Genomic DNA, 23,056 nt, shown 5'->3' on the forward strand with positions numbered 1-23,056 from the left:
CAGCGACAAATGTATTTGGTATTTTTTTAACGGTAGCTCCATCCTTCTATTCTTTCACATTCCACTGCTGTAAAAACCTAATATTCAGCGATAAAATAAAAAGAGCTGAAATATACAATTATTATGTATTTCAGCTCTTCTTCTAAAAACCTCATTTACTAATGGTTGGGTTCACCGTGATGTAGTTAAGTGAGGTTTATTCTTCAAAGAAATCCAAATCGATTTTTTTTGTAACAAAAACTTCTTCGTCACTAACCCCAACATTATATTTAAACATTAAATCTGTTAGCTGTTGACCATCAAGCAGTATTACTCGCTTATCAATAGAGCTAGCATATTGAATTGCACCTTGTGAAAACTTGGCAGTAGTAATAAAAATACCTTTTGATGCTTGTTTACCTACAAGGCTACCTACAAAGGTTTGAATATCTGGTCTAGATACAGTAGATTCTTTCTTCCATCTCTTAGCTTGTAGATATATCATATCTAGCCCTAAAACATCTTCCTTTATAATACCATCTATACCTTCATCCCCAGTTTTCCCAATAGCTTTTCCCGCATCTTTCACAGAGCCGCCATAGCCCATAGATACAATTAATTTAACAATCAATCTCTCGAAAAAACCTGGGGAACAACTAAGTATTTTTTCTAATAGTAAATCTTGAATTTCATTCTTTAATATATTAGAGTTTTCACCCAACAGTTCTAAAGGTGTCTTCTCTTCTATATCTTCAATATTGGAATCAGTTTTATCTTTAGCTTTATTAATAAATTCATTAAAACTTACATACTTAGTTAAAAATTTTCTATCAATCTTAGTTATAGTCGGATCAATAAGTACTCTTAATCCTTCATCTGTTATTTGAAAAACAGCTCTTCTTACAACTGTTATCAATCCTGCTTTATCTAGATATGTCCTTGCCCAACCTACCCGATTAACCAATAAGGTTTGTTTGCCGCTAGGTAGAGCCTCAGCAATATCTTCATCACTTAAATTGAAGTACCTAGCTAGAATCGTATATAAATCTTGTAATCGATACTCTTGCCTATCTTTCAACTGCTTCAAAAATGGATACATAAAGTCTTGAAATCCTGGTACTGCCATACGTTCATCCCCTTTTTATTATCCTACTTCCAATATAACAAAAATTGTTTTTTTAAATTGCGAATAAAATAGAAAAAGGAGCAGCAGACTCATCCGTAGACATGTCTCCTACTCCTAATTGTAGTACTTGGAGAACCTCATTATTTAATTTCAATTGTATGCTTTCAATTTTACGATCTTCACCAATAGTAATTTGATGAATTAGTAGATGTAACAAACGCTAACGATGTTCTCGTGTAAGTGCTTTTTGAAATGCTTCTGCAAACTTTTCAAGCACGACTTTTACCATATTAGATCAAAGAACCGAACTACAAGCTGAAATGGAAGCTGATTATACCGTTCAAACTTATAAGGACTATTCTTAAATGGCTATCATCAAAAAAACAGCACCATTCCAAATGATTATTGAAATGGTGCTATATCTATATCTATTTTCAGAAAAAACCTCATTTACAAATGGTAAGGTTCAACTAACGGGTCTAAAGGCGGTTCATTGATTAAAAAAATCAAGAAACTGAAATGGAAATAAAAAAAGCATGCACCTATGATTAGACAAGCCGTTTAAATTGAGAGTGGGTAAATTTATTTGGCTAATACATTACTAACTTTAGCAATTAACTCCTAATTCTCTTAATTCTCTTCTTATATACTCTCCTGCTTGTTCAACTCCATGATCAATATTTATGTATACAATTCCTGAAATATCTGATGGTAATTCTAGTTGGCCCTTATATAATAATATTACTTTTCCAGAACTTCTTCCCAGTTTACCTAAAAAGTAACCCATTTCAAATATGACATTTTGTCGTGCACGGCGTTTATCGTCATCAGATTCATTAGGTTGAGCTATTCTATCATCAGGAGTAAGCAACACAAATACTACATCAGAGTCGTTAGAGACTTGTTCAAATTTTTCTATTAACGTTCTTCCTCTATTTGATTGCTCATGAAGAATAACAGGTTCCGGCAAACCAATCGTATTTTGCAAATAATTTTTAACCGAATACTTTGTAACTTCATCCTGCCCATGGACAATAAAGGTTTTAAACTCCGTCCGCATTTTTTCATTTCCCCCCTCAATTTCCACTGGCCCCAATTTTTTCACCACCTGAACTGGTTTTATTTCCCCCTGGTTAAATAACCTTTTTTTATCAAAGGGGATTTGGATCATTGTTGGAATACCTCCTAAGAAGGAGGTTGTTATTATTTCCCTCTGATTTTGTGAACAGTCAAATTCAATCTCATTGCCTTCACTTAAACCAATTGTTAAAATACTTTCTTCTAATAAATCACTCATAAATTGACTGGTTCCTATAACACTACTTTCTAAGGTAATAAAAAAGCTACCGTCTACTTCTTTAAACTCTGGAATACTATTTGCTTCATTTAATATCGGGATTAAGCTATCTAAATGCCCTCGTCTTGATAATGAATATAATTCATCGAAAAGTAAGTCATTTATATGAAAAAACTGATTAATATCAAATATTTCATTCTTATATTTCCCTTTAAATTGGAACTCAAGCATAGGACGTACAATAGGTTCATAAAAGTGTTTATCTTCTCCATTGTCCTTGTACTCTGTAGAATAAAAAATTTCAAAAGTAAATACTTGACCTTTATTGCTTGCTTCATCATTATTTATTATGAAATCTGAGTAACATTTCTCAGATAGTATTTTTGCAAGCTCTAGCTTAATTTCACTTACAAATTGCTTGTACTGTTCTATCTTCATTATATCTCCTTTAACATTTTTTCACATTTATCCTATTTCTAATTATATCATTGCAGCCCTATATCTGGTAAGATCCTTTTATTTAATCTGCGGTTCTTTAATACTTCATTTTTATTTTCATTCATTTTCTAACAACAAAAGTTTGAACTTACTTTTTAAACTTAATAAATCCAACAACGTATTAATGATTAATAAAGAATAGTTATCTGCAAAATAAAGGATTTTTTATTAAAAAGTCTAAACTTTATACTAAATATATGATCGCTATTTCAAAATGCATTTACGAAAGAACAGATTCTCAACTAAATTCTGTTCGCAAATATTGTAATTGATAGTTAGTATTTTAGTTTAAATGAACTAAAGGAAAAAAATTTATTAAAAGAATGGATGTTAAGATTCCACTCCTGAAACATGTATTTCGGCAAATTTTAAAGAGTGGAAGGAAGTTATTAGTAAGTGATAATAACAATAAATTACAAATAGCTTGCTACCTATGAGTAGAGCAAGCAGCAGCCATTTAATTAAGATTATTAAAAAATCTCATTTACTTATGATACGGTTCACCTTATCACATTTTAATTACTTCTCTATCCTCGTTGACCAAAAATCTAGCTAGTACTTCACTGATACAATTATGTAATATTCTAGAATTTTCTTTTTAAAAGCCCCTCTCGATTAAGAGAAGGGCATTCCTTATGAAGTATGACCATATTTTTGCTCAATACACCTATTTTGTATTGGACTTTTTTGCCTTGTTTTCAAGCTCGCTTTTGGGCTCAGTGGAGAATTCGGCATCTTTTCCATGTCCCTGCGGGTTAACACTTGGTGCGATTTGGCCTCTTCCTGCTGTCTTTTTACTCATTTCCTTCACCTCCAAGTATATTATGTCCGAACTGTTGTAAATTAAAATGGAGGTCGTTTCTTTCTGTGAACGTCTTCCTGCGATCAATAAAAAACCTGCATAGAACTAAGTCTACACAGGTTTCAAAAAGCTGTTTTCCTTATTCGGGGCCCTCTTTGTTATTCCAAGGTCAGAAGTAAACTCTCCGTTGCATCGTTGAGCAAGAAAGGACTGGGTTCGCCAACCGTATAAATCTGCAAGTTATGCATAGCCCTGGTACATGCGGTGTAGAACAATCTTCGTAAGCTTTCATCACCGTATGTTTGCACAGATGCATCATATATGATGACAGCATCAAATTCGATGCCTTTAGCCAAATAAGCCGGAATAATAACAACACCCTGTTCATATTCATTTGTGCCTTTCTGTACGAGTTTAATATCACCGATGATACTAAGAGCATCGTATGCAGCGGCACTTTCCGCTGCTGATTTACATATTATTGCGATTGTATTATACTCACGGCTTTGAAATTCTTTGATTTTAGACACGATTTTGTCGTGCAATTCATCACGGCTGGACACTTGAGTCAGTACAGGCTTCTCGCCTTCACGATCGAATGCCTTAATTCGATGCCCTTCAGGAATTAGTTCACGTGTAAATTCGATAATCTGCTTTGTGGATCTGTAGCTTTGATCCAAGGTTATACTCTCGGTTTCACTTATTCCGTATAAACTGGTAAGCATCTGGAAATCTACCCGTTCGCTGGCATGAGCGAATATTGCCTGGTTAAAGTCACCAAGCACGGTCATCCTTGCTGAAGGGAACAACCGCTTCAAAAACTCGAATTGAAATGGAGAATAATCTTGCGCTTCGTCTACAAGCACGAATTTTATAGAAGTATTCGTCTGAAATCCTATAATTAGCTCCTTCAGCAGCAAATATGGAGTCGCGTCTTCGTAATGCAGTTTACCTTCGTCCAGCATTTTTTGCGTTGATAAGCAAATTTCCCTTTCGACAGGTGTTTTACCCTCGTTCCACAGATCGATCCGTGTTTGATCGTCAAAAAGTTGCTTGTATATTCCCTTAATGTCGATAAAATGAAGTGCTTTTATCCGTTTGCGTAACGTCTTCAATTTCTTACGAACAATCATACGCGCGAGCATTTTATTCTCTTTCTCATAATCGTCAAAGGAATCTTCAGTAAGGCCGCGTTTTTTCTCTAAGTAGGTGTATACCTTTTGATAATCTTCCTTACTAAGATACTCGATTTCCTCCTGGACCCAAGGTTGTTTCAACTCGAATTTTTCCGTTTCATCAAGTAAGTCACATAACCACTCTTTCAACTTTTCAATCCTATTGTGAAAACGTAGTGTGGTGTCTGTGTTATAAAACCTTTCTGCGATTTGTTTGGCGGAGACGAGCGTTTTACCTCGAAACCTTAACCCTTTAAAGATCATTCCAGATAATTCTAGTGATTGACTGTATGCTTTGATTATCTCAAAGAAGCGAATTGAAGCCTTAAATCGGATACTCGCTGTCCTGGTGCTATAGGAAGGATCATCCGCTGCAGTTAACAAAAATTCTAATTGCTCATAAGGGTCCTCAACTTGAAATGAGTCAGCCAGACGATGGTCCAGATATTCCTGGAATGTTACTTGCTGCATATTCTCTTCGCCAAGTTCGGGCAGTACATTGGATACGTAGTTATTAAACATTGAGTTAGGTGAGAATAGAATGATTTGATTGGCTTTTAGCCTATCTCGATACTTATAAAGCAAGTAAGCGATCCGTTGGAGGGCAGCTGATGTCTTACCACTGCCAGCGGCTCCTTGAACAATGAGCAGACGTCCGCGATCGTTCCGGATGATCCTATTTTGCTCCCGTTGAATGGTGGACACAATACTGTGCATATGCTTATCCGTCCCCTTACCAAGCACCTGCTGCAGTATCTCATCTCCAATGGTGAGACTCGTATCGAACATTGATTCGATAACCCCTCCCTTGATGATATATTGCCACTTATTCTCCAACATCCCCCGAATTATGCCTCCGGGAGTTGAATATTCTACAGGGCCGGGAGGATAGTCATAATAGACACTCGAAATCGGAGCCCTCCAATCGTAGACAATGAAGTTTTCTCCTGTTGTATCAGCAAGAGTGGAGGTCCCAATATAAATATGTTCCGTAAGGGAAGACCCTTCTTCAGTTAAATCAATCCGGCCGAAATAAGGTACTTTCTGCATGCGGCGCAGTGTTGACAACCTCTTGAAGGCATATCTATGTGCGCCTTCGCTTACTGACAAGTCTTGAGCCTGCTGCCTTAAGCCAATGATCGTCTCGAGGTAATCATCGAAAGTATCCATATTAACCTTGAGGTCATCCCAAAAGTGTTTACGGATATTAACAACTTCTTTTCTACGCAGGGAAGTTTCTCCTTCTATTTTGTTGATTTGCTTCGTAATTGTTTCCATCACCTCATCCAAACGTTCTTGCTCCTGCCGAATTTCATTGTTCATATCAGACACTCCTTTAAAAAATGAGAAATTAGGGGTTGACTAGAGGTGAGTTTTACCTTATACTTATAGTAAGGGGTAAACTGATTTTATATATTGATAAATGTGTTTCTATACTAATTTATCACAATCTCTGAATTATATCAATGTATATTTCACATCAGTTGCCATAATCAATCGTCGTTTTAAACTCTAACTTAACATTTAAAGTCAGTAACCAGTTGAGCAAGTAGCTTGACTGGTTATTTTTATGACTATATACATTTTGAAAGCCTAAATGCTCCGCTAGTCCTGTTTTCATAATAGCTGCAACACTCACATCAACGGTTGATTCGTGGTATTGATGACATGTGATTCATATTACCTTGACTTATTTTTGTTTGTTGGATAATGTTTAGAATAAAACTTTTTGTAGGAGAATTTATAATGAAAAAATATAAAACATGCCAGAGTTGTGGAATGCCGCTTTCTAAAGATGAATTAGGTGGAGGAACTGAAAAAGATGGTAGTAAAAGCACTAAATATTGTAGTCACTGTTATATAAATGGTGAATTCACTCAAAATATTACTGCGATAGAAATGCAAAAATTTGTTCAAAATCATATGATCGAAAATATGAAAATGCCTAAATTTATTGCTAAATTATTTACAAGAGGAATCCCAAAGTTAGAGAGATGGAATAAATAACCATTAGAAAACGAATGAAATTTTTTATCTTATTCTGTAGATTTTAAAGAAAGTCATACTGTAAATACAAAAAAAGCGATAAAGACAAATCCATATAAACGGATTTGTCTTTATGTTTCTTCCATTGAAAAATATGAAACTCTTTTGTGAATTTTCAATCTATTCAACTTATGTTTCTGGTTTATTATTTCATCATCTGTCTTGCTTCCATAAACAGCACTTGGATAAACTTTTTCATGTTATTACGGCTCTGGCTGCTTACTTTTTTGCTCTTGTCTTCTAGCTCCAGCATTTTTTTGCGGACTTCCGAGAAATCAAAAAATGTGGATGAATAGGCTTCGAATTTTGGATTCATATAATCCGTCAATCCTAATGAAGCGATATGGATGAGGGCCTGGTTAAGAGCGCGACGGACACGCTGCTCAGAAGCTTTCATTTCTTTCTGGATTTCGGCCTCTTTCGCTTGATCTCCCAGCTTTTCAGCAGCAATCCCAGCAAAAATTTCCTTTAAATATGGAAACGTGTAGGCGGAACCGAGTCTTTGCTTTTCATTTTGGAGGAATCCTAAAATGTTTAGTAAATCCTCGCTTCCCCCTTCGCCAATCATACCTAAATCGGAAATTAAGGAACGTCCGGCTTCCATAATATTTTTTGTATGAAAGGAGGACACTTTCGAAGACTTCGGACGGCCCGTAAACACGTTCAACGATTTTTGAATGCCCTGGATCGATTGATCCACCAGTATCCGCTCGTTCACTTTGTTTAATATGCATGAAATTTCAACTTGGTTCAGCGGCTTTGTAATGTAGTATTCCGCCCCTAATCTATACGCCTCTCCAATCAATTCTTTTGATTCCACTTGCGAAATCATTACAAACTTTCCTTGAAATCCATCAGCAAGCGTCCTGATCGTTTCAATTCCGTCCCTAATTGGCATGAGCAAATCAATTAGGACGACGTCTGCTTTTTTTAAAAACAGTAAGCCATTATTCACTGCCGATCCGTCTTCTGCTTCTCCCACCACTTTGCCTAAATCTTCGTCTTCAATTATCTCTGTCAGCATTCCTCGAATGGCAGGATCGTCATCTATAATGAAATAATTCATCTCGTTAACCCTTTCTCCCCCATAATCGTATCAATCGGAAGTTCTACGATGAATACGGTTTCTTTATAGTTATCCATTAACCTGATATGTCCTCCAAATTTTTCAACAGTTTGTTTCACATACGATAAGCCAATTCCCGTCGAAGGGTTACCCGCCTCATCGAATTTCTTGGTATATCCTGCTGTAAAAATGACTTCCTTCTGCTTCGGTGCAATGCCGGGGCCATTGTCACTGATGCAAAACTCCACGAATTGATCTTTCCTTTTCACATGCAGTGATACGTATCCCTCTTCTTTAATGGCTTCCACTGCATTGGCAAATAAATTATTTATTAATGATAATACCATATATACATGGTAAGGCGGATGGTCACCATCTATATGCAAGGAAAATGAAATATCTTTGCCAAGGGACTCTGCATATCGTCTATTGGACACGATCATGATGTTACAGAGCTCTTCGATATTCATATATTCCTGCAGGTTTTCGGAAGACATGAGTTCCGACAGCCCCGCATGAATCCGCTGGTTATCTTTTTTGATCTCATGCACGAGACCGGCAATCTGCAACGCAGTTTGCGCATCGCTTCCATTAGTCCCCTCTGATTTTAACCGACGGTAAAAGTCATAACAAGTGCGGGTGATTTCTTCCGCATTTTGCATCGTTTTCTTCAGTTGAACCGATTCTTCATACAAACTTGAAATGAACAGGAGCATTTGTTCCTTTTGCATGCGCTGCTCCGCTTCTGCGAATTTTGCTTCTCTAAGCTTTAATATATTGAAAAAGCCGAGAACGAAAAAGCTTCGAATAAAGGCGATTAAAACGAGTTGGTCAATGGCTAACAAGGGTGTATCCTGATTCGCCAAGAAGGAACGAATCGCCATTTCCGATACACTTGCAAAAAGCTCGATCAATACCCCTAAAAGCCCGATCATCAACGGCTGATCGTGCCGTCCGTTCAATTTCGTTTTATGAAATGCGAACGCGTAGATGAAGTAATAGAAAAAGGCTGGAGCATGAAGATACATCGCTTCCTCAACAGATATGTCCCGTATCCCGACAGCCAGTGAAAAACGAAAAACAAACACACTCATTCCCGTTAATATGCCTGCAATAATCGGGTGGCTCCCCCTCCCCCATAGTAAAAACAAGAAAAAGACGGGGGTTCCCAAACTGACTCTGAATGTATCGTCGAATGGATAAAACTTGAATTCACCCGCAAGAGGCACCGCAATCATAATCAATAGTAATATCTTTATACTCTTTTTCAATACGGTCCCTCCCCAGTCACTATATTAAAAACATAACACATGAAATGGTAAAAAAGAGAGAAGGGTTTTGACTGAAATTATTATTTTTTCTGGCCCTTGTAAATATCAGTAGGTTTCAGTAGGTTCCAGTAGGATGATCATAAACTTAAAATAATCTAAAAAAATGAAAGCGTTAACAATTAAAACTATCATAGGAGGAATTTAAATGAAAAAGTTTGGCTTAGCTACTCAAATTTTTGTTGCACTTGTACTAGGTATCGTTGTCGGTGCTTTATTCCATGGTAATGAAACAGCCATGGCCATTATGGTACCTATCGGCGATATTTTCATTCATTTAATTAAAATGATTGTCATCCCGATCGTCATGGCTGCATTAGTAGTCTCCATAGCGGGAGTCGGCGATATTAAGAAACTAGGAAAATTAGGCGGGAAGACTCTTCTTTATTTCGAGATTGTCACCACAATGGCCATTGTTATTGGATTACTGGCGGCAAACTTGTTCCACCCAGGGTCTGGTTTAGATACAAGCAATCTTGAAAAAAGTGATATTTCAAAATATGAAGAAACAACGAAGACAGCTGAAAACAGTGGCTTTGGAGAAACAATTTCTCATATTGTTCCTCAAAATGTATTTGAATCAATGGCTCAAGCGGATTTATTACCGATTATCTTCTTTTCTGTTTTATTCGGCTTAGGTGTGGCTGCGATAGGCGAAAAAGGAAAGCCTATTCTTGGATTTTTTGAAGGTGTGTTGGAAGTAATGTTTTGGGTGACGAATCTAGTCATGAAATTTGCCCCCTTTGGTGTGTTTGCACTCATTGGTGTAACCGTTGCCAAATTTGGTATCACAACATTAATTCCTTTAGGGAACCTAGTAGTTGCTGTTTATGTGACGATGGTATTCTTTGTGTTCGTCATTCTTGGAATTATAGCGAAAATGTCTGGGACAAGCATTTTTGTTATCTTCAAAGTGTTAAAGGATGAACTGATTTTGGCATTTACTACAGCAAGTTCAGAGTCGGTATTACCAAGGCTTATGGACAAAATGGAGAAGTTTGGCTGCCCGAAATCCATTACTTCTTTTGTTATTCCAACAGGCTATACGTTTAATCTGGACGGCTCATCGATTTATCAAGCACTTGCTTCACTTTTCGTGGCACAAATGTATGGTATTGATCTATCCATTACTCAACAGATTACTTTGTTACTAGTATTGATGTTAACGTCAAAAGGAATGGCTGGCGTTCCGGGTGCGTCATTTGTTGTTGTTTTAACAACACTTGGTTCTATGGGACTGCCGGTGGAAGGTGTTGCGTTCATTGCCGGTATCGACCGAATTTTGGATATGGGAAGATCAGCGGTAAATGTCGTAGGGAACTCATTGGCGGCGATTGTCATGTCGAAGTGGGAAGGCGAATTTGACCAGGATAAGGCAAACCATTACGTTGATTCAATTAAACAATCAGACGTAGCCTAAACTATAAAGGAGGAAACACGATGTCAACAATCCATATAAATCATAACGTCCGTATTGAGAAAGATTTCTTAGGATCAAAACAAGTACCAGTGCATGCATACTATGGTATCCAAACATTGCGTGCAGTCGAAAACTTTCCGATTACAGGCTATCGCATTCATGAAGAATTGATTAAAGCGTTGGCTATCGTGAAAAAAGCGGCGGCTTTAGCAAATATGGATACTAAACGTTTGTACGATGGTCTTGGTAAAGTGATCATTCAGGCAGCAGACGAAGTAATCGAAGGCAAATGGCATGATCATTTTATCGTGGATCCCATTCAGGGCGGTGCAGGTACATCAATGAATATGAACGCAAACGAAGTCATTGCTAACCGTGCACTCGAATTGCTTGGAAAAGACAAGGGGGACTATGTTCAATTAAGTCCAAATAGCCATGTGAACATGTCACAATCAACAAACGATGTGTTCCCGAGTTCGATTCATATCGCCACTCTTATTTCACTCGAAAAATTGTTAAATACGATGGAATATATGCTTACTATCTTCAGGAAAAAGGCCCAACAATTTGACCATGTGATTAAAATGGGACGGACACATCTTCAAGATGCAGTGCCCATCCGTCTTGGTCAAGAGTTTGAAGCATATAGCCGTGTATTAGAGCGTGATATTAAACGCATTCAACAATCACGCCAGCATTTATATGAGATAAATATGGGTGCAACAGCTGTGGGAACAGGATTGAATGCAGACCCTCGCTACATCGAAAGTGTAGTGAAACATATGGCGGATATTAGCGGACTTCCGCTAGTTGGGGCGGAGCATCTTGTTGATGCGACACAAAATACAGATGCTTATACAGAAGTCTCTGCTGCATTGAAAATATGTATGATGAATATGTCCAAAATCGCCAACGACCTACGTTTAATGGCCTCAGGCCCCCGTGCAGGCCTTGCGGAAATTAACTTGCCGGCTCGTCAGCCAGGTTCATCCATCATGCCGGGAAAAGTCAATCCGGTCATGCCTGAAATGATCAATCAAGTAGCGTTCCAGGTTATTGGCAATGACCATACCATTTGCCTGGCATCTGAAGCGGGTCAGCTTGAACTGAACGTGATGGAACCTGTGCTTGTGTTCAATTTGCTTCAATCCATCAGCATTATGAACAATGCATTTCGTGCCTTTACAGACTACTGTCTGGTAGATATTGAAGCAAACGAAGACCGACTAAAAGAGAATGTGGAAAAAAGCGTAGGGATTATCACTGCTGTTAATCCGCATATTGGATACGAAGTGGCAGCGCGTATCGCACGGGAAGCCATTTTAAAAGGAAAATCAGTACGTGAACTATGCCTGCAGTATGATGTGTTAACAGAGGAAGAGCTTGATCTTATTTTAAATCCTTACGAGATGACAAACCCAGGAATTTCTGGGGCTGAGCTGTTTGATCGATCGTAATCTCCGATATTGACTGAATGGCAGATGTGGTTGATGAATAACAAAAATCTGGGGAATTGATATAAAAGCCCTCTTTTAAAGAGAGGGCTTTTTGTTTTGCAGGATGAGTTAAAATATTGAATAATGCGAGATCAAAAAAATGGATAGCCCCAAATAAGGCTATCCAGCGTAATTCATACTATTATAAATTACTTTACCTTTACACCGGTTTTAATCAAGGTAGGCGGAGTTTCGCCCTGTAATCCAGCCACAAGGTTGGTTGCGGCCAGCATCGCCATTTTCAAGCGGGTTTCATATGTTGCGGAACCAATATGAGGCAAAGTGACGACATTCTTCATGGACAGCAGTGGGTTGTCTTCCTGGACGGGCTCCTGTACAAAAACATCCAGTCCTGCTGCGTGAATTTCACCAGTTTTAAGCGCTGTGATCAAGGCTTCTTCATCCACTGTTTTCCCTCTTGAACAATTGATGAAGATGGCGGTTTCTTTCATGAGCTTGAATTCTTTTTCCCCCATCATCTTTTCAGTTTGAGGAGTTAGCGGTGTCATCAAGCAGACAAAATCAGATTGCTTTAACAGATCTTCCAGAGTACAGTATGTAGCACCATACTTTTGTTCTGCTTCTTCGTTTCTAGATCTGTTGTGATATAAGATGTTCATATCGAATCCAAAACGGGCCCTTTTTGAAACGGCAGATCCAATTCCGCCCATACCGATAATTCCTAATACTTTATGATGGACGTCCAACCCAAACGATTTTTCTCCGATATTCGATGTCCATTGGCCTGACTTTACCATTTGATCCATCTCTGGCATTCTTCTCGCTGTCGATAGCATCAAGCCCATAATCGTATCTGCGACCGTCTCATTCAATACTTCGGGAGTGTTCGTCGCCATGATTCCTCGATTGGACAGCTCGGTTATATCCAAATTGTCGTAACCAACTGATGAGTTACAGACGATTTTTAATTGCGGTGCTTGATCCAGTAAAGTTTTATCCACCTTTAACCCTGAACCTAATATACCTTGTGCGTTCTTCAGCTCTTGAAGAAATTCAGGATAATTTTGTGAGTCAAGACCCTCAAAATAAACGACATCACAAGTCTCTTGAATATAATCCAACACTTCTTGATCCACTTTCTTATAAATGATTACTTTCGGTTTCATCATTGATACCCTCACTTCCAATAAAGTAGGACCCCATCGGGATCAAATGCAGACACATGTATTTTGAAATACCTCTACCTATAATCTACCATTATTTAAAAAAAGGTTGTAGCTAATTGAATGGCGGACCAAACCGCTAAAATGGAAGCTAAAGATAGAATGATATTTTCGAACCAATTGTTTTTATATTTTCCCATCAAGCTTTTTTTATTTGATAGTACCAGCATTCCAATTGCGATAATCGGAAAACCGATTATGTTTATTGCATTTACGCCAATTGTCAATGCAATGAAACCAGGCATGCCGGGAATCGACCAAATGATTGGCGTAACTAATACGAAAATCATAATCCATTTATACATTGGATCTTTTTCATATTTACCATTGTACTTTTCGCGTCGGTCTTTATTTATTACGTAAAAGGCATCTACTATCAATCTTGGAAAACCAGTTGACTTCCCTACTATACTCGCGAACAATACGCCAAATACCCCAAGATAGAAAATGTACCAGCCAAATTGTCCTAACGACATTTGTAATGCCATTGCCAAGTCATCAATCGTTTCCACATGAATTCCATTCGGTTTTAAAATTTCCGCTCCAACAACCCAAATGGCCAAATTGATCACAATGCAAACTCCGATGGCAAACAGTAAGTCATTTCTTTGAACCTTGACATGACTCGGCTTCGTCCAGCCCTTTTCCCTCATGAAATATGGATGTACAAAGTTCGAAATCGATCCTGCCACTGCACCGATAATTGAAATCGCCACCAATAATGCTCCATGAACACCAGTATCACTTGGAATGCTAAAACCAACCGTTCCTTTAATGATTTGCCCCACATCCGGTGTTGCTTGAATGGCTAGGAACAAGAAGGCAATTGTCAATAATGCCAAAAGCACTTTCATTACACTTTCAATTCTATTATAAATATTTCTGCCTATAAGCATAAACACTAATCCAACAACTACCATTGAAGCTAAAAATGGCTGATTAACATGGAATAGGGTCGATAACACCTCTCCCGCGCCCTTAATCATATAGGCATTAAAAAGATGACCCATGATTAATGCATAACCAAACATAAAGTAACCGAAAAATGGATGAATACGTCCATAGCCTTCAAGAATGGTTAAACCCTCTGTGTTACAAAGCTGGAACCGGGCAATAATATTAACGATAAGAAAACGAAGTATTAATGACAGAGCTAAAATCCACATTAAACTATATCCATAATCTGCACCAGCAACCGAAGAAGTCACCAGATCCCCGGCTCCAAGCCACGTTAACACGGCAAGAATTCCTGGACCATAGGCGGTTTTAAACTTCGTGATGAAATTTGATTTCTTACTTTCGACCTCAGGAACAATCACAGTGGATTCAGCAAGATTTGATTGATTTTTCAACTTATTCACTCCATTCAAAAGAGTATGTATTCGCTTTCATTTTTTTCTTAGCAAAAATACTTTGATAACTCTAGACAAATTATGACAAAAATTATGTCGTTTCCGGAATTGACATAAAGTTTACGCTGCAGTATGTTGTCATGCTTCTTGTTGAAGTGAATCAGATGTTAAAAAAGCTCCCCTCCTATTTGATTGAATGTTTCGACTATTTACATTGAAATTGTAAGACAAATTAAAATGTAAGTCAATCATAATATTTTTTAGTTTCTTTAAAATCATTTCATTAAAAAACCTTGTGACCTATCGTACTAGCTGACAAATCAGAGGCCCGGCGTTGTTGCAGATTAGAAAAAAAAAGAAAAACCGAAATGTCAATTTCGGTTCATCTTTTTGGACTAAAAGGCGTTATTAGTTGAGTTGTTCCTTATGCAAATGGGAATTAATAAATTGGGGAACTAACAGGTGCTTCACTTCAATAAGGGAGTTGCTTAAGCAGTTCCTTTTCCTGAAGCAGGATAGTAAAAGAGAAGCTGGAACTATTATGAAATTTAATGGTACGAAGATGTGGTGATGAATAACTGATAGCGAATCAATAGTGCTGTCAAGGCAGGATTCGTTACTATATTAGGGATTAGTACGAGGTGCGAATAGATTAATGCCATCAGCAGATAATATAAGCGAAGGAGTGAAATATATGCCACAAGATAATAACATTGATCCATTTAATAATGCCGGGAACCTTGATACAAATAGAGACGCAACTAATAATAAAGATGACAACGATACAATTGATTTGCACCCCGGATTACAAAGAGAAGAACGTCCTAGGCCTAATGGTAATATCCCAACAATAGAGGGAGTTGCAAACGTTAGAGAACGTTTTCCTTCGGACCATGAGAGACTTATGAGCAGAATCAATCTTGGTGATGCACTTATAAATCGAGAAAATACACATTTTGGACGGTTTGAAAGATAAAAAAGATGAACCACGAGAAAAAAGCTAAAGACCTGTATAGGCTTTAGCTTTTTATTAATTTTTCATACTTTTCCCCCTCTCTCCCATACTATCCAGTATAGGAATAAAGCTTTTCCTAAGGTGTTAGCGGGTATTCTACCTTTGGAGGGACCTCTTTATATACTTCTCTGTGAACCATTTGGTCTTCTTCCAATTCTCTCAACTGACGTGTCCCCCTTTTAGCAGGATATTGGCTGCTCGCTAAAGAAAGCGACGATTGTTGTGACAACAGCTCCCATGATATACGAGATTCAACCTTTTTTTGTATGGTATAATAATACTAGGATCCTCAAAAGTATATATTTGTTAAAAAATATAAATTTATGAAAATACACCATGGAGCGAAGTATGAAAACCAAATTAGTTTGTAAAAAAGTGATGCAGTTTACTAGTAAGAATGATTGTATTAGTGCGGAAATTGCCGCAAACGGGGATTTGTTGTTGTTGGAAACGCCAATTCAGCCTGAAGGTGTGGATGGATTTGTACAGGTTGCGATAAAGCAAAACTTGAAGGTCCATATCATCAATAACCAACAGTATAAACAAATTGAATTTCATAAAGTGCCTATCAGTGCTGATCATGTACAAACCTTTTCAGATGGGACGATTATACTTGTCGGTTCAAGGTGTGAATATAATGAGGGAAAACCTGATAAAAATGCGCGTTTTTATGATAATAACGGACAATTTTTGTATGCACTGACGCTTGGTGATGGCATTCAGTCTGTACAGGTCGATGAGCAAGACCGCATATGGATCAGTTATTTTGATGAAGGTGTGTTTGGAAATTATGGATGGGACGAGCCAATTGGACGACATGGTTTGATTTTGTTTGATCGACAGGGGAATATATTATGGCACGCTGGTGAGTATGGTATTTCAGATTGTTATGCGCTAAATGTCGCCTCATCAGACAAGGTGTGCTTTTACTATTACCATGATTTTAAATTCGTTATATTAGATGAACTGTTTCAACCAACCTTTTTTAATATAAAGAAACAATCATTCTGGGAGTTTGCGATTAGTGATGATGCTATTGCCATTTTCGACGGAAATTGTAGCTACATGTTCCACAGAAAAGGACAAACATTCAAAAAAGGCAGACGCATTCAATATGTCGATGAGCAATGTCAAAAAATTAGCGGTCGTTTAGCCATGCGAGCCGAAATCATTTATATGTATAATAACGATGGCATTTATAAAACTATGTTATCGCAAAAAAATAAGTAGTACCTAGAGTGGGATGTTATAAACGGATGATTCTTGACGTGAATTTTATTACATTGGATTGCTGTCACTTTTCCAATCATCAACAAATTAAAGAGCGTGATTTCAAATGAAATCATGCTCCTTTAATTTGTTTTCATGGCTAATTTAGGTAGTCTGCCTTTACATTTTCCTTTGCTAGATTTCCTTCCCTTTCACCCTGTAATGGACCTCCCCCGGTTCTTTGCAAAAGGTGATTCCGCTTCCCGGTTCGTAATAAAAGGTCTTTTTGCCTAAAGAGCGTTCATGGAAAGTCGTATGCAGATAGGATGCTTGGTCCCTTTTGAAGGCGAGCTGATTTTTGCTTAAGCTTACAGGAAGGCAATGTCCAAAATCTGTGTGGACCAGCGTTTCTTTTTCGCTCATTTCCTCGAGGTCACGAATGTGAATGTATGAAAACCAGACTCCTCCTCTTTTCCGGAATGAGCGTGTGGAGAACCAGACCATTCCCAGCCGGGCGTTTATGCAGACGGGCAGTCTGTATTTTCCGCCAAGCACGGATTTGGCTGCTGCAAGTCCGCCATCCAGATCCAATCCAAAGTGGTTTAACGTGTTATTCAGGATTTCCTGGCGCGATTGGGCAACATGGAATGTATCGTTTCCTTCAACTACCGTAGTCATCTCTACACCATCGGCATCGTAACGTTCCATCATTCCGACCGTTTCCATATTCAATAAATAGTTTTTTCGTATCATCCTTCCATTCACTCCCCATTTCCCTATTCCTTTTTATGGAGTATACTGGACATAGAGGCAGGTATACTCCTGCTCGCAAGCCCTTAGGTGATGTCTTCCAGGACGTACTCACCTAGGGGTTTTTATTGTCTATCGTCACATTCATTCTTGATATGTCATTCACCTCACCTCTCTGCGACTATTATCCTATTTTATGCTTTTTTTGTAAAACCGCTCTAGTTTTTCCTCTTTCCAAATTCGTTCCCTTTTGTGACTGCATTACCTGTTTGATTGGCTAACTCTTTACAAAATTTCATCAAACGGCTATACTTTTCAATTTCCTTTTCAAATCTGCAACTCTTGATCCTATTTTCTTGTTATTTTGTGTCCATTTAGAGAACAAACAGCCAAAATCCATATAAAAGTGAAATAAAATGACATTTTTGTGAAGTTTTAAGACATGTCAAAAAAGTCTATCTGGATTGATAGACTTTTTTGAACGTGGTTATTCTGCCATCTTTATTTCAATCGCTAAATTTCGTAAATAATCCAATAAGGGCCGTACTTCCTCTGGAGCTGTTATGTCAGTAAACGAGAAAGACTGATTCTTCTTTTCATCTGCTATATCCAGCTGGTATGAAAACGAGTCCGCTCCTTGCGCTTTAACTCCAGCCATTTTACTTTCGGCAGCATTAGGAAGGTCAGCTGTCTTCATTAAGTTTTGCAATACCTCTTTTTGCGCTTTCGGCAATTCATTCGTATCTATCTGGAAATTCAAGTCGAGGTTGGCAAATCCCCCTATGCAGCTAAATTTGATATGCATGGTAGATGAAGCCTCCTATTCATGGAATATGACTACTCAGGCAGTCCAACCGCTTTAAAAGCATTTTCAATTGTCTCGATGGCTGTTTTCGTAACTTCCCCGCTATCAACAAGTTTTTGCGCTGCTTTGATGACAATTTGCACGAATTGATTGAAATTTGCCGTTGCAAATAAATTCTGCATCGCATTGAACCAGATCAATGCCGCTTTGTCCGTTCCGATCTCCATGGATACTAGATAAAAGGCCTTGTTTGGTATGCCGCTATTGATATGGACACCATGATTATCGCGTTCTCCTTTATAGAAGTTCTTCATATGATCAGGCTGAATATCTTTACCCATTAACTTATTGTCAAATGCCGTACCTGGTGCTTTCATCGAACGGAGTGCCTGCCCTTTCAGTGTTGGTCCCATTATATCAGCACCGATTAGCCAATCGGCATCTGCTGCAGATTGCTTTAAGTGAAATTGTTTTATGGCAACTCCAAACACATCTGAAAGATGTTCGTTCAAAGCCCCGGACTGACCTTCATACTCCAATCCACTTGTGAACTGCGTAACCCCATGTGTCAGTTCGTGTCCAATTACATCGAGTGAATTGGCAAAATTGCTAAAGATGACCCCATCGCCGTCACCAAATACCATTTCATCTCCGTCCCAATAGGCATTCGTGAATTTATTCCCATAATGAACGTTCAAAATGAGATCAAGGCCTTGGTTATCAATTGAATTACGGTGCAAGACATTCTTGAAGTAGTCACGCACAACTCCGCTATAATCGTATGCAGCGTTAACAACAGGATCTCCACTAGATCGATCTCCTTCTTTCCTAGCCTCATTCTCTCGGAGTTTCGTTCCTCCCCTGCAATCGTAAACATGGCGGGCAGATTCACCTTGACGTTCAGACCCTGCATCCGTTAAAGCGACAACACCGTCAATATCGTATTCTTTCAAAATTCTGCGCCTGCGCATTTGACGGCTTTTTGCTAAACTGATCCGTGCTTCTTCCACTTCATTTTGTGCCATATTCTCAAGAATGTAGTTAGGTACGATGAAACACTGACATTTCAATTTGGAACAAACTCTTTTGTCCATATCCGTCACTCCTTCATGTTTTTTTACGATCTATTCCAATTTCTTTTTTCAAGCTGCTTCTCTTAACACGTTTGTCTCCAGCATCCTTCAAGTTCATGGCAGTTTTATCTGATCCGTTCAAATTGTGATCTTGATGCTCTCCATAACGCAACCATTTCTATAGTTTACTTTCGCCGCACTTCCCTCATTTCCCTCCATTCCATCCTACTCTTTCACTCCTTAGTTACAGTTGTTCTTCTTAGTCGATGACCATTTCATCTTTAACAAATCCAAACTTCCTTTTTTTAAATAAATTTCATATTTTTCTCACAATTTTCTTTTAATCTATATAGAGAATTTAATAGCACTACTTGGAGGTCCTGTATAAATGGAAACTAAACAACCAAACTCCTCTCTGTATAGAACTGTATGGAGATGGCATTTTTACGCTGGAATTATTTTTGCACCCTTACTTATCATTCTGGCAGTTACTGGCTCCATCTATTTATTTAAGCCACAGATTGAACAAGTGCTTTATCAAGACTACCAAGAGGTAACACCGCAAGGAGATAAATTACCAGCATCCCAGCAGATTGAGGAAGTGAAGAAGCTATACCCTGATGCAGTGGTGACAAAATATCATCCCGGAGAAAATGCCTCCCGTTCAAACGAAGTAAGCATTACTGCTAAAAATGAGTCTCTTACCATTTTTATAGACCCCTATACAGGTAAATCTATTGGAGAGTTAAATGATGAAGACAGAATTATGGATAAAATCGAGGAAATTCATGGTGAACTGATGGCTGGCACCTTGGGAGATAGAATTGTAGAGTTAGCTGCGTGTTGGGCAGTTGTGTTAATTGTCTCTGGTCTTTATTTATGGTATCCAAAAAATAAGCTAAATCTTTCTGGTGTTCTTTTTCCAAGAATAAATAAGGGGAAAAATACTTTCAGAAGAGATTTACATGCAGTACCTGCCTTTTGGATATCAGCAGGAATGTTATTTTTAATTATGACAGGTTTGCCTTGGTCTGGTTTTTGGGGAAGTAATTTTCAATCGGCAGCTACCAATTCCGGATCTGGGTATCCTCCTTCCATATGGACTGGAAGTGCTCCAACATCATTAATAAAAACAAAAGACATTGCAGATGTTCCTTGGGCAGCAGAAAATTTAGATGTACCAATCTCAGATATTCAAGGTTTTATCCCACTGTCCATTGATGATGTTGTCACGATAGCGAATCGTGAGGGCATGCATCCAAGTTATAGCATAAATATTCCACAAGAAACGGATGGCGTTTATACATTGTCAGCATTTCCACCAAAAGCACAAGATGAAGCGACTATACATATTGACCAATATTCCGGTGCAGTTCTAGCTGATTATCGTTATGATCATTACGGTTTAATAGGAAAAATAGTTGCTTGGGGAATTACCTTGCATAAAGGGACTCAATTTGGTTTGATTAACCAAATAATCAGCCTTCTTATTTGTTTAGGAATTATCCTTGTTGCATTTAGTGGTTTTTATTTATGGTGGAAGCGAAAGCCGAAAAAAGGATTAGGTGCACCAAAAGCTCCCCCTATAAAGAACATAAAATTCTTTCTATTTCTGTTAATTGGTCTAGGAATTTTGTTTCCTTTGGTTGGTTTGTCTCTTATTTTTGTTTGGCTAATTGACTGGTTAATTATTAAAAGAATATCTGCAGTAAAGAAGTTTTTGAATGCATAATTCGAAATGTAAAGGGTGGCTTTTGCCGTGAAAAAAAATATATGTATTTCTTTAATCTTCATTTTCAGCCTATTGTTAAGTGCTTGTTCACTTGAAAAGGATGTCACTAATCTATACAAAGAAGAGACACCACTTGAAGCTGAAATAATTATACCAGCATCCTTTTCAGCTAATACACAGGAGACCATGAAGGTTGTTCTTACTCAAGGTGGTAAAAAGGTTGAAAACGCAGATTTTGTTCATTTTGAGATATGGAAACAAGATGGCTCTCTCAAATATAGTATGGAACAAGCTGAGGAAGAGGGAAACGGTACTTATACTTTAAGTAAAAACTTTGATAGTGATGGCCTATACTATATAAAAGTACATGCGAGTAACGATGGTTCAATCATTATGCCTAAAAAACAGTTTATCGTAGGAAAACTGTCTGAAAGTGAATTGAAATTCTTGAAAAAAGGGAGCCAAAAACAAGAAGAAAGTCCTGAACATCATCATTAATAAATTTATTTAAAATCCGGTTTTCAATTGAAGACCGGATTTTTTATGGATCGGAGTGAATGCATTTACAGGCAGGGAAGTAATACTTCACCTTTGTTTATTGGATTATTCTGTTCGTGCTGCATATACTGGATTGTTCCTTTAAACAAGGTAGCTTCCTCAGAACATAAACCACCTTTAAGGGAGGGCATAGCATTGGTAACTTCACAGGGCACTGCTTCAGTTAGCTTTCCATTCCCATCCGTATGGGGTATCCACTCTTCAATAGCTGGCAGAACGATTCTTTGGGGCACACTTACCATTAACTCCATTACTGATAATAGGGTGGTCGGTACGGTTAATTTTCGTGGTACACCCATCCCGATTAATGGATTTTGGAATGAAAGCACCAAACAAATCGCATTTGATTCACCTTATGCCACATTCTCTGGCACCTTAACCATAATGGATGATCTCCAGATTAGGATTCGGCATTTCATTCTACAAGGACGTTTTCTTATGAAACCTCCCTCTCTACAAGCAGGTGAGTCTGGATCTTGGATTGCCACTACTGATATAGCTCTGAATGAATATCCTGTTAGTGGTAATGTCTATTCCGGGCAATTACCTCCTGTTGGAGCTTTTTTAACATCGAATATCCTTCATCAGCATCAGAATTTTTTGGGAAGAACAATTTAGGGTAATCCATTCTGTGTGGAATGGGTGTTTAACATAAGGAATCGTCTCTGTATGTCATAGGGGCGATTCTTTTACTTTTGATACGTCATCTTTTCAAATGTTTTAAATAAATTTTCCATCACATTAATACATTTTGATGATGCCTACATAACTTATTTACACTGCTACATAAAAAATAAGGCATATACTATCATTTTATTAATAATATTTTTTAAAGTTAGGATGGCAAAAAAATAAACCCTTTCCCAAAGGAAATGGCCATGCAATGAAGTGAACGGAAGCAAGGAGGCACACCAGTGACTCCATTGATTCAGGTTCGCAATAAGTTGGCTCCCATGCATCTTCTCTAGTGTTCAGCTGAACGCAATGCTTCCCTTGTTGGGGGTGCCTTCTGAATAAGGAAATGTACCTTTTTACCTATCTCACTAAGTAGATATATATATGAGATAGTGATTTTGGTAGATGAATTTTGAATCCATTAATTCAAAATGAGTACAGTTGGAATATAGATTGACAGCGTTTTCCCT

19 protein-coding genes and 1 pseudogene are annotated in these 23,056 nt (G+C 37.9%); 8 read left to right on the plus strand and 12 right to left on the minus strand.

Going from position 1 to position 23,056, the window contains the following annotated elements; translation table 11 throughout:
* Positions 1–196: 196 nt before the first annotated feature.
* The 4 genes from NYE63_RS22860 to helD all read right to left on the minus strand — a co-directional run bounded on the left by NYE63_RS22860 (position 197) and on the right by helD (position 6,200).
* A complete protein-coding gene (locus NYE63_RS22860) occupies positions 197–1,105 on the minus strand; it encodes a restriction endonuclease (RefSeq protein ID WP_342602840.1) in 909 nt (302 codons plus the stop codon).
* A gap of 607 nt (positions 1,106–1,712) precedes the next feature.
* The gene (locus NYE63_RS22865; protein ID WP_342602841.1) at positions 1,713–2,840 is read right to left on the minus strand and encodes a nucleotide-binding protein; all 1,128 of its coding nucleotides are present in this window, start codon (positions 2,838–2,840) and stop codon (positions 1,713–1,715) included.
* 727 nt (positions 2,841–3,567) lie between these two features.
* Positions 3,568–3,702, minus strand: coding sequence for a small, acid-soluble spore protein L (gene sspL / locus NYE63_RS22870; RefSeq protein ID WP_342602842.1), 135 nt, complete (start codon positions 3,700–3,702; stop codon positions 3,568–3,570).
* Between the two features lie 158 nt (positions 3,703–3,860).
* Positions 3,861–6,200 carry an RNA polymerase recycling motor HelD gene (gene helD, locus NYE63_RS22875; protein ID WP_342602843.1) on the minus strand — a complete coding sequence of 780 codons (2,340 nt, stop codon included), beginning with the start codon at positions 6,198–6,200 and terminating at the stop codon, positions 3,861–3,863.
* Positions 6,201–6,623: 423 nt separating this feature from the next.
* On the opposite strand from helD, the gene NYE63_RS22880 reads away from it, so the two are divergent.
* Entirely contained in the window at positions 6,624–6,884 is a 261-nt protein-coding gene (locus NYE63_RS22880) for a zinc ribbon domain-containing protein (RefSeq protein WP_342602844.1), read from the plus strand.
* Positions 6,885–7,068: 184 nt separating this feature from the next.
* Here NYE63_RS22880 and NYE63_RS22885 read toward each other — a convergent pair whose 3' ends face one another.
* Both NYE63_RS22885 and NYE63_RS22890 read right to left on the minus strand, forming a co-directional pair.
* Positions 7,069–7,989, minus strand: coding sequence for a response regulator (locus NYE63_RS22885; protein ID WP_342602845.1), 921 nt, complete (start codon positions 7,987–7,989; stop codon positions 7,069–7,071).
* Complete coding sequence (locus NYE63_RS22890; protein WP_342602846.1) at positions 7,986–9,260, minus strand: sensor histidine kinase; 1,275 nt, start codon at positions 9,258–9,260, stop codon at positions 7,986–7,988. Before NYE63_RS22890 ends, NYE63_RS22885 begins: the two co-directional genes overlap by 4 nt.
* 205 nt (positions 9,261–9,465) lie before the next feature.
* Here NYE63_RS22890 and NYE63_RS22895 point away from each other — a divergent pair, with 205 nt between their 5' ends.
* Both NYE63_RS22895 and aspA read left to right on the plus strand, forming a co-directional pair.
* Complete coding sequence (locus tag NYE63_RS22895) at positions 9,466–10,737, plus strand: cation:dicarboxylase symporter family transporter (protein ID WP_342602847.1); 1,272 nt, start codon at positions 9,466–9,468, stop codon at positions 10,735–10,737.
* Positions 10,738–10,757: 20 nt separating this feature from the next.
* Entirely contained in the window at positions 10,758–12,194 is a 1,437-nt protein-coding gene (gene aspA / locus NYE63_RS22900) for an aspartate ammonia-lyase (RefSeq protein WP_342602848.1), read from the plus strand.
* Positions 12,195–12,382: 188 nt separating this feature from the next.
* On the opposite strand, the gene NYE63_RS22905 is transcribed toward aspA, so the two are convergent.
* Both NYE63_RS22905 and NYE63_RS22910 read right to left on the minus strand, forming a co-directional pair.
* Positions 12,383–13,360 carry a D-glycerate dehydrogenase gene (locus NYE63_RS22905; protein ID WP_342605855.1) on the minus strand — a complete coding sequence of 326 codons (978 nt, stop codon included), beginning with the start codon at positions 13,358–13,360 and terminating at the stop codon, positions 12,383–12,385.
* Between the two features lie 95 nt (positions 13,361–13,455).
* On the minus strand, positions 13,456–14,769 hold the full coding sequence (locus NYE63_RS22910) for an Nramp family divalent metal transporter (protein WP_342602849.1): 1,314 nt from the start codon (positions 14,767–14,769) through the stop codon (positions 13,456–13,458).
* Between the two features lie 694 nt (positions 14,770–15,463).
* Between NYE63_RS22910 and NYE63_RS22915 the strand changes: the two genes are divergently transcribed.
* Positions 15,464–15,745 carry a hypothetical protein gene (locus NYE63_RS22915; protein ID WP_342602850.1) on the plus strand — a complete coding sequence of 94 codons (282 nt, stop codon included), beginning with the start codon at positions 15,464–15,466 and terminating at the stop codon, positions 15,743–15,745.
* Positions 15,746–15,799: 54 nt separating this feature from the next.
* Here NYE63_RS22915 and NYE63_RS22920 read toward each other — a convergent pair.
* Positions 15,800–15,962, minus strand: a pseudogene (locus tag NYE63_RS22920) (winged helix-turn-helix transcriptional regulator); the annotation flags it as partial.
* 170 nt (positions 15,963–16,132) lie between these two features.
* On the opposite strand from NYE63_RS22920, the gene NYE63_RS22925 reads away from it, so the two are divergent.
* Positions 16,133–17,014 (plus strand): hypothetical protein, encoded by an 882-nt coding sequence (locus NYE63_RS22925; protein ID WP_342602851.1) that lies wholly within the window; start codon positions 16,133–16,135, stop codon positions 17,012–17,014.
* A 174-nt stretch (positions 17,015–17,188) separates the two neighbouring features.
* Here NYE63_RS22925 and NYE63_RS22930 read toward each other — a convergent pair whose 3' ends face one another.
* From NYE63_RS22930 to NYE63_RS22940, 3 genes are all read right to left on the minus strand, one after another.
* The gene (locus tag NYE63_RS22930) at positions 17,189–17,746 is read right to left on the minus strand and encodes a competence protein ComK (RefSeq protein ID WP_342602852.1); all 558 of its coding nucleotides are present in this window, start codon (positions 17,744–17,746) and stop codon (positions 17,189–17,191) included.
* A 484-nt stretch (positions 17,747–18,230) separates the two neighbouring features.
* On the minus strand, positions 18,231–18,548 hold the full coding sequence (locus NYE63_RS22935) for a protealysin inhibitor emfourin (RefSeq protein ID WP_342602853.1): 318 nt from the start codon (positions 18,546–18,548) through the stop codon (positions 18,231–18,233).
* Positions 18,549–18,580: 32 nt separating this feature from the next.
* Complete coding sequence (locus tag NYE63_RS22940; RefSeq protein WP_342602854.1) at positions 18,581–19,642, minus strand: M4 family metallopeptidase; 1,062 nt, start codon at positions 19,640–19,642, stop codon at positions 18,581–18,583.
* A gap of 367 nt (positions 19,643–20,009) precedes the next feature.
* Here NYE63_RS22940 and NYE63_RS22945 point away from each other — a divergent pair, with 367 nt between their 5' ends.
* From NYE63_RS22945 to NYE63_RS22955, 3 genes are all read left to right on the plus strand, one after another.
* Positions 20,010–21,353, plus strand: a complete 1,344-nt coding sequence (locus NYE63_RS22945; protein ID WP_342602855.1) for a PepSY domain-containing protein — start codon at positions 20,010–20,012, stop codon at positions 21,351–21,353.
* 27 nt (positions 21,354–21,380) lie between these two features.
* Entirely contained in the window at positions 21,381–21,851 is a 471-nt protein-coding gene (locus NYE63_RS22950; protein ID WP_342602856.1) for a FixH family protein, read from the plus strand.
* A 195-nt stretch (positions 21,852–22,046) separates the two neighbouring features.
* A complete protein-coding gene (locus NYE63_RS22955) occupies positions 22,047–22,529 on the plus strand; it encodes a hypothetical protein (RefSeq protein WP_342602857.1) in 483 nt (160 codons plus the stop codon).
* The last annotated feature ends 527 nt before the right edge of the window (positions 22,530–23,056 follow it).

Source organism: Peribacillus sp. FSL E2-0159, assembly GCF_038643155.1.
In the GTDB taxonomy this organism is placed as follows: Bacteria; Bacillota; Bacilli; order Bacillales; family DSM-1321; genus Peribacillus; species Peribacillus simplex.

Coding starts and splice junctions, on each gene's coding strand:
- NYE63_RS22945 (WP_342602855.1), top strand. CDS start 20,010: ATGGAAACTAAACAACCAAACTCCTCTCTGTATAGAACTGTATGGAGA.
- NYE63_RS22935 (WP_342602853.1), bottom strand. CDS start 18,548: ATGCATATCAAATTTAGCTGCATAGGGGGATTTGCCAACCTCGACTTG.
- helD (WP_342602843.1), bottom strand. CDS start 6,200: ATGAACAATGAAATTCGGCAGGAGCAAGAACGTTTGGATGAGGTGATG.
- NYE63_RS22885 (WP_342602845.1), bottom strand. CDS start 7,989: ATGAATTATTTCATTATAGATGACGATCCTGCCATTCGAGGAATGCTG.
- sspL (WP_342602842.1), bottom strand. CDS start 3,702: ATGAGTAAAAAGACAGCAGGAAGAGGCCAAATCGCACCAAGTGTTAAC.
- aspA (WP_342602848.1), top strand. CDS start 10,758: ATGTCAACAATCCATATAAATCATAACGTCCGTATTGAGAAAGATTTC.
- NYE63_RS22895 (WP_342602847.1), top strand. CDS start 9,466: ATGAAAAAGTTTGGCTTAGCTACTCAAATTTTTGTTGCACTTGTACTA.
- NYE63_RS22930 (WP_342602852.1), bottom strand. CDS start 17,746: ATGATACGAAAAAACTATTTATTGAATATGGAAACGGTCGGAATGATG.
- NYE63_RS22865 (WP_342602841.1), bottom strand. CDS start 2,840: ATGAAGATAGAACAGTACAAGCAATTTGTAAGTGAAATTAAGCTAGAG.
- NYE63_RS22925 (WP_342602851.1), top strand. CDS start 16,133: ATGAAAACCAAATTAGTTTGTAAAAAAGTGATGCAGTTTACTAGTAAG.
- NYE63_RS22860 (WP_342602840.1), bottom strand. CDS start 1,105: ATGGCAGTACCAGGATTTCAAGACTTTATGTATCCATTTTTGAAGCAG.
- NYE63_RS22940 (WP_342602854.1), bottom strand. CDS start 19,642: ATGGACAAAAGAGTTTGTTCCAAATTGAAATGTCAGTGTTTCATCGTA.
- NYE63_RS22905 (WP_342605855.1), bottom strand. CDS start 13,360: ATGAAACCGAAAGTAATCATTTATAAGAAAGTGGATCAAGAAGTGTTG.
- NYE63_RS22880 (WP_342602844.1), top strand. CDS start 6,624: ATGAAAAAATATAAAACATGCCAGAGTTGTGGAATGCCGCTTTCTAAA.
- NYE63_RS22915 (WP_342602850.1), top strand. CDS start 15,464: ATGCCACAAGATAATAACATTGATCCATTTAATAATGCCGGGAACCTT.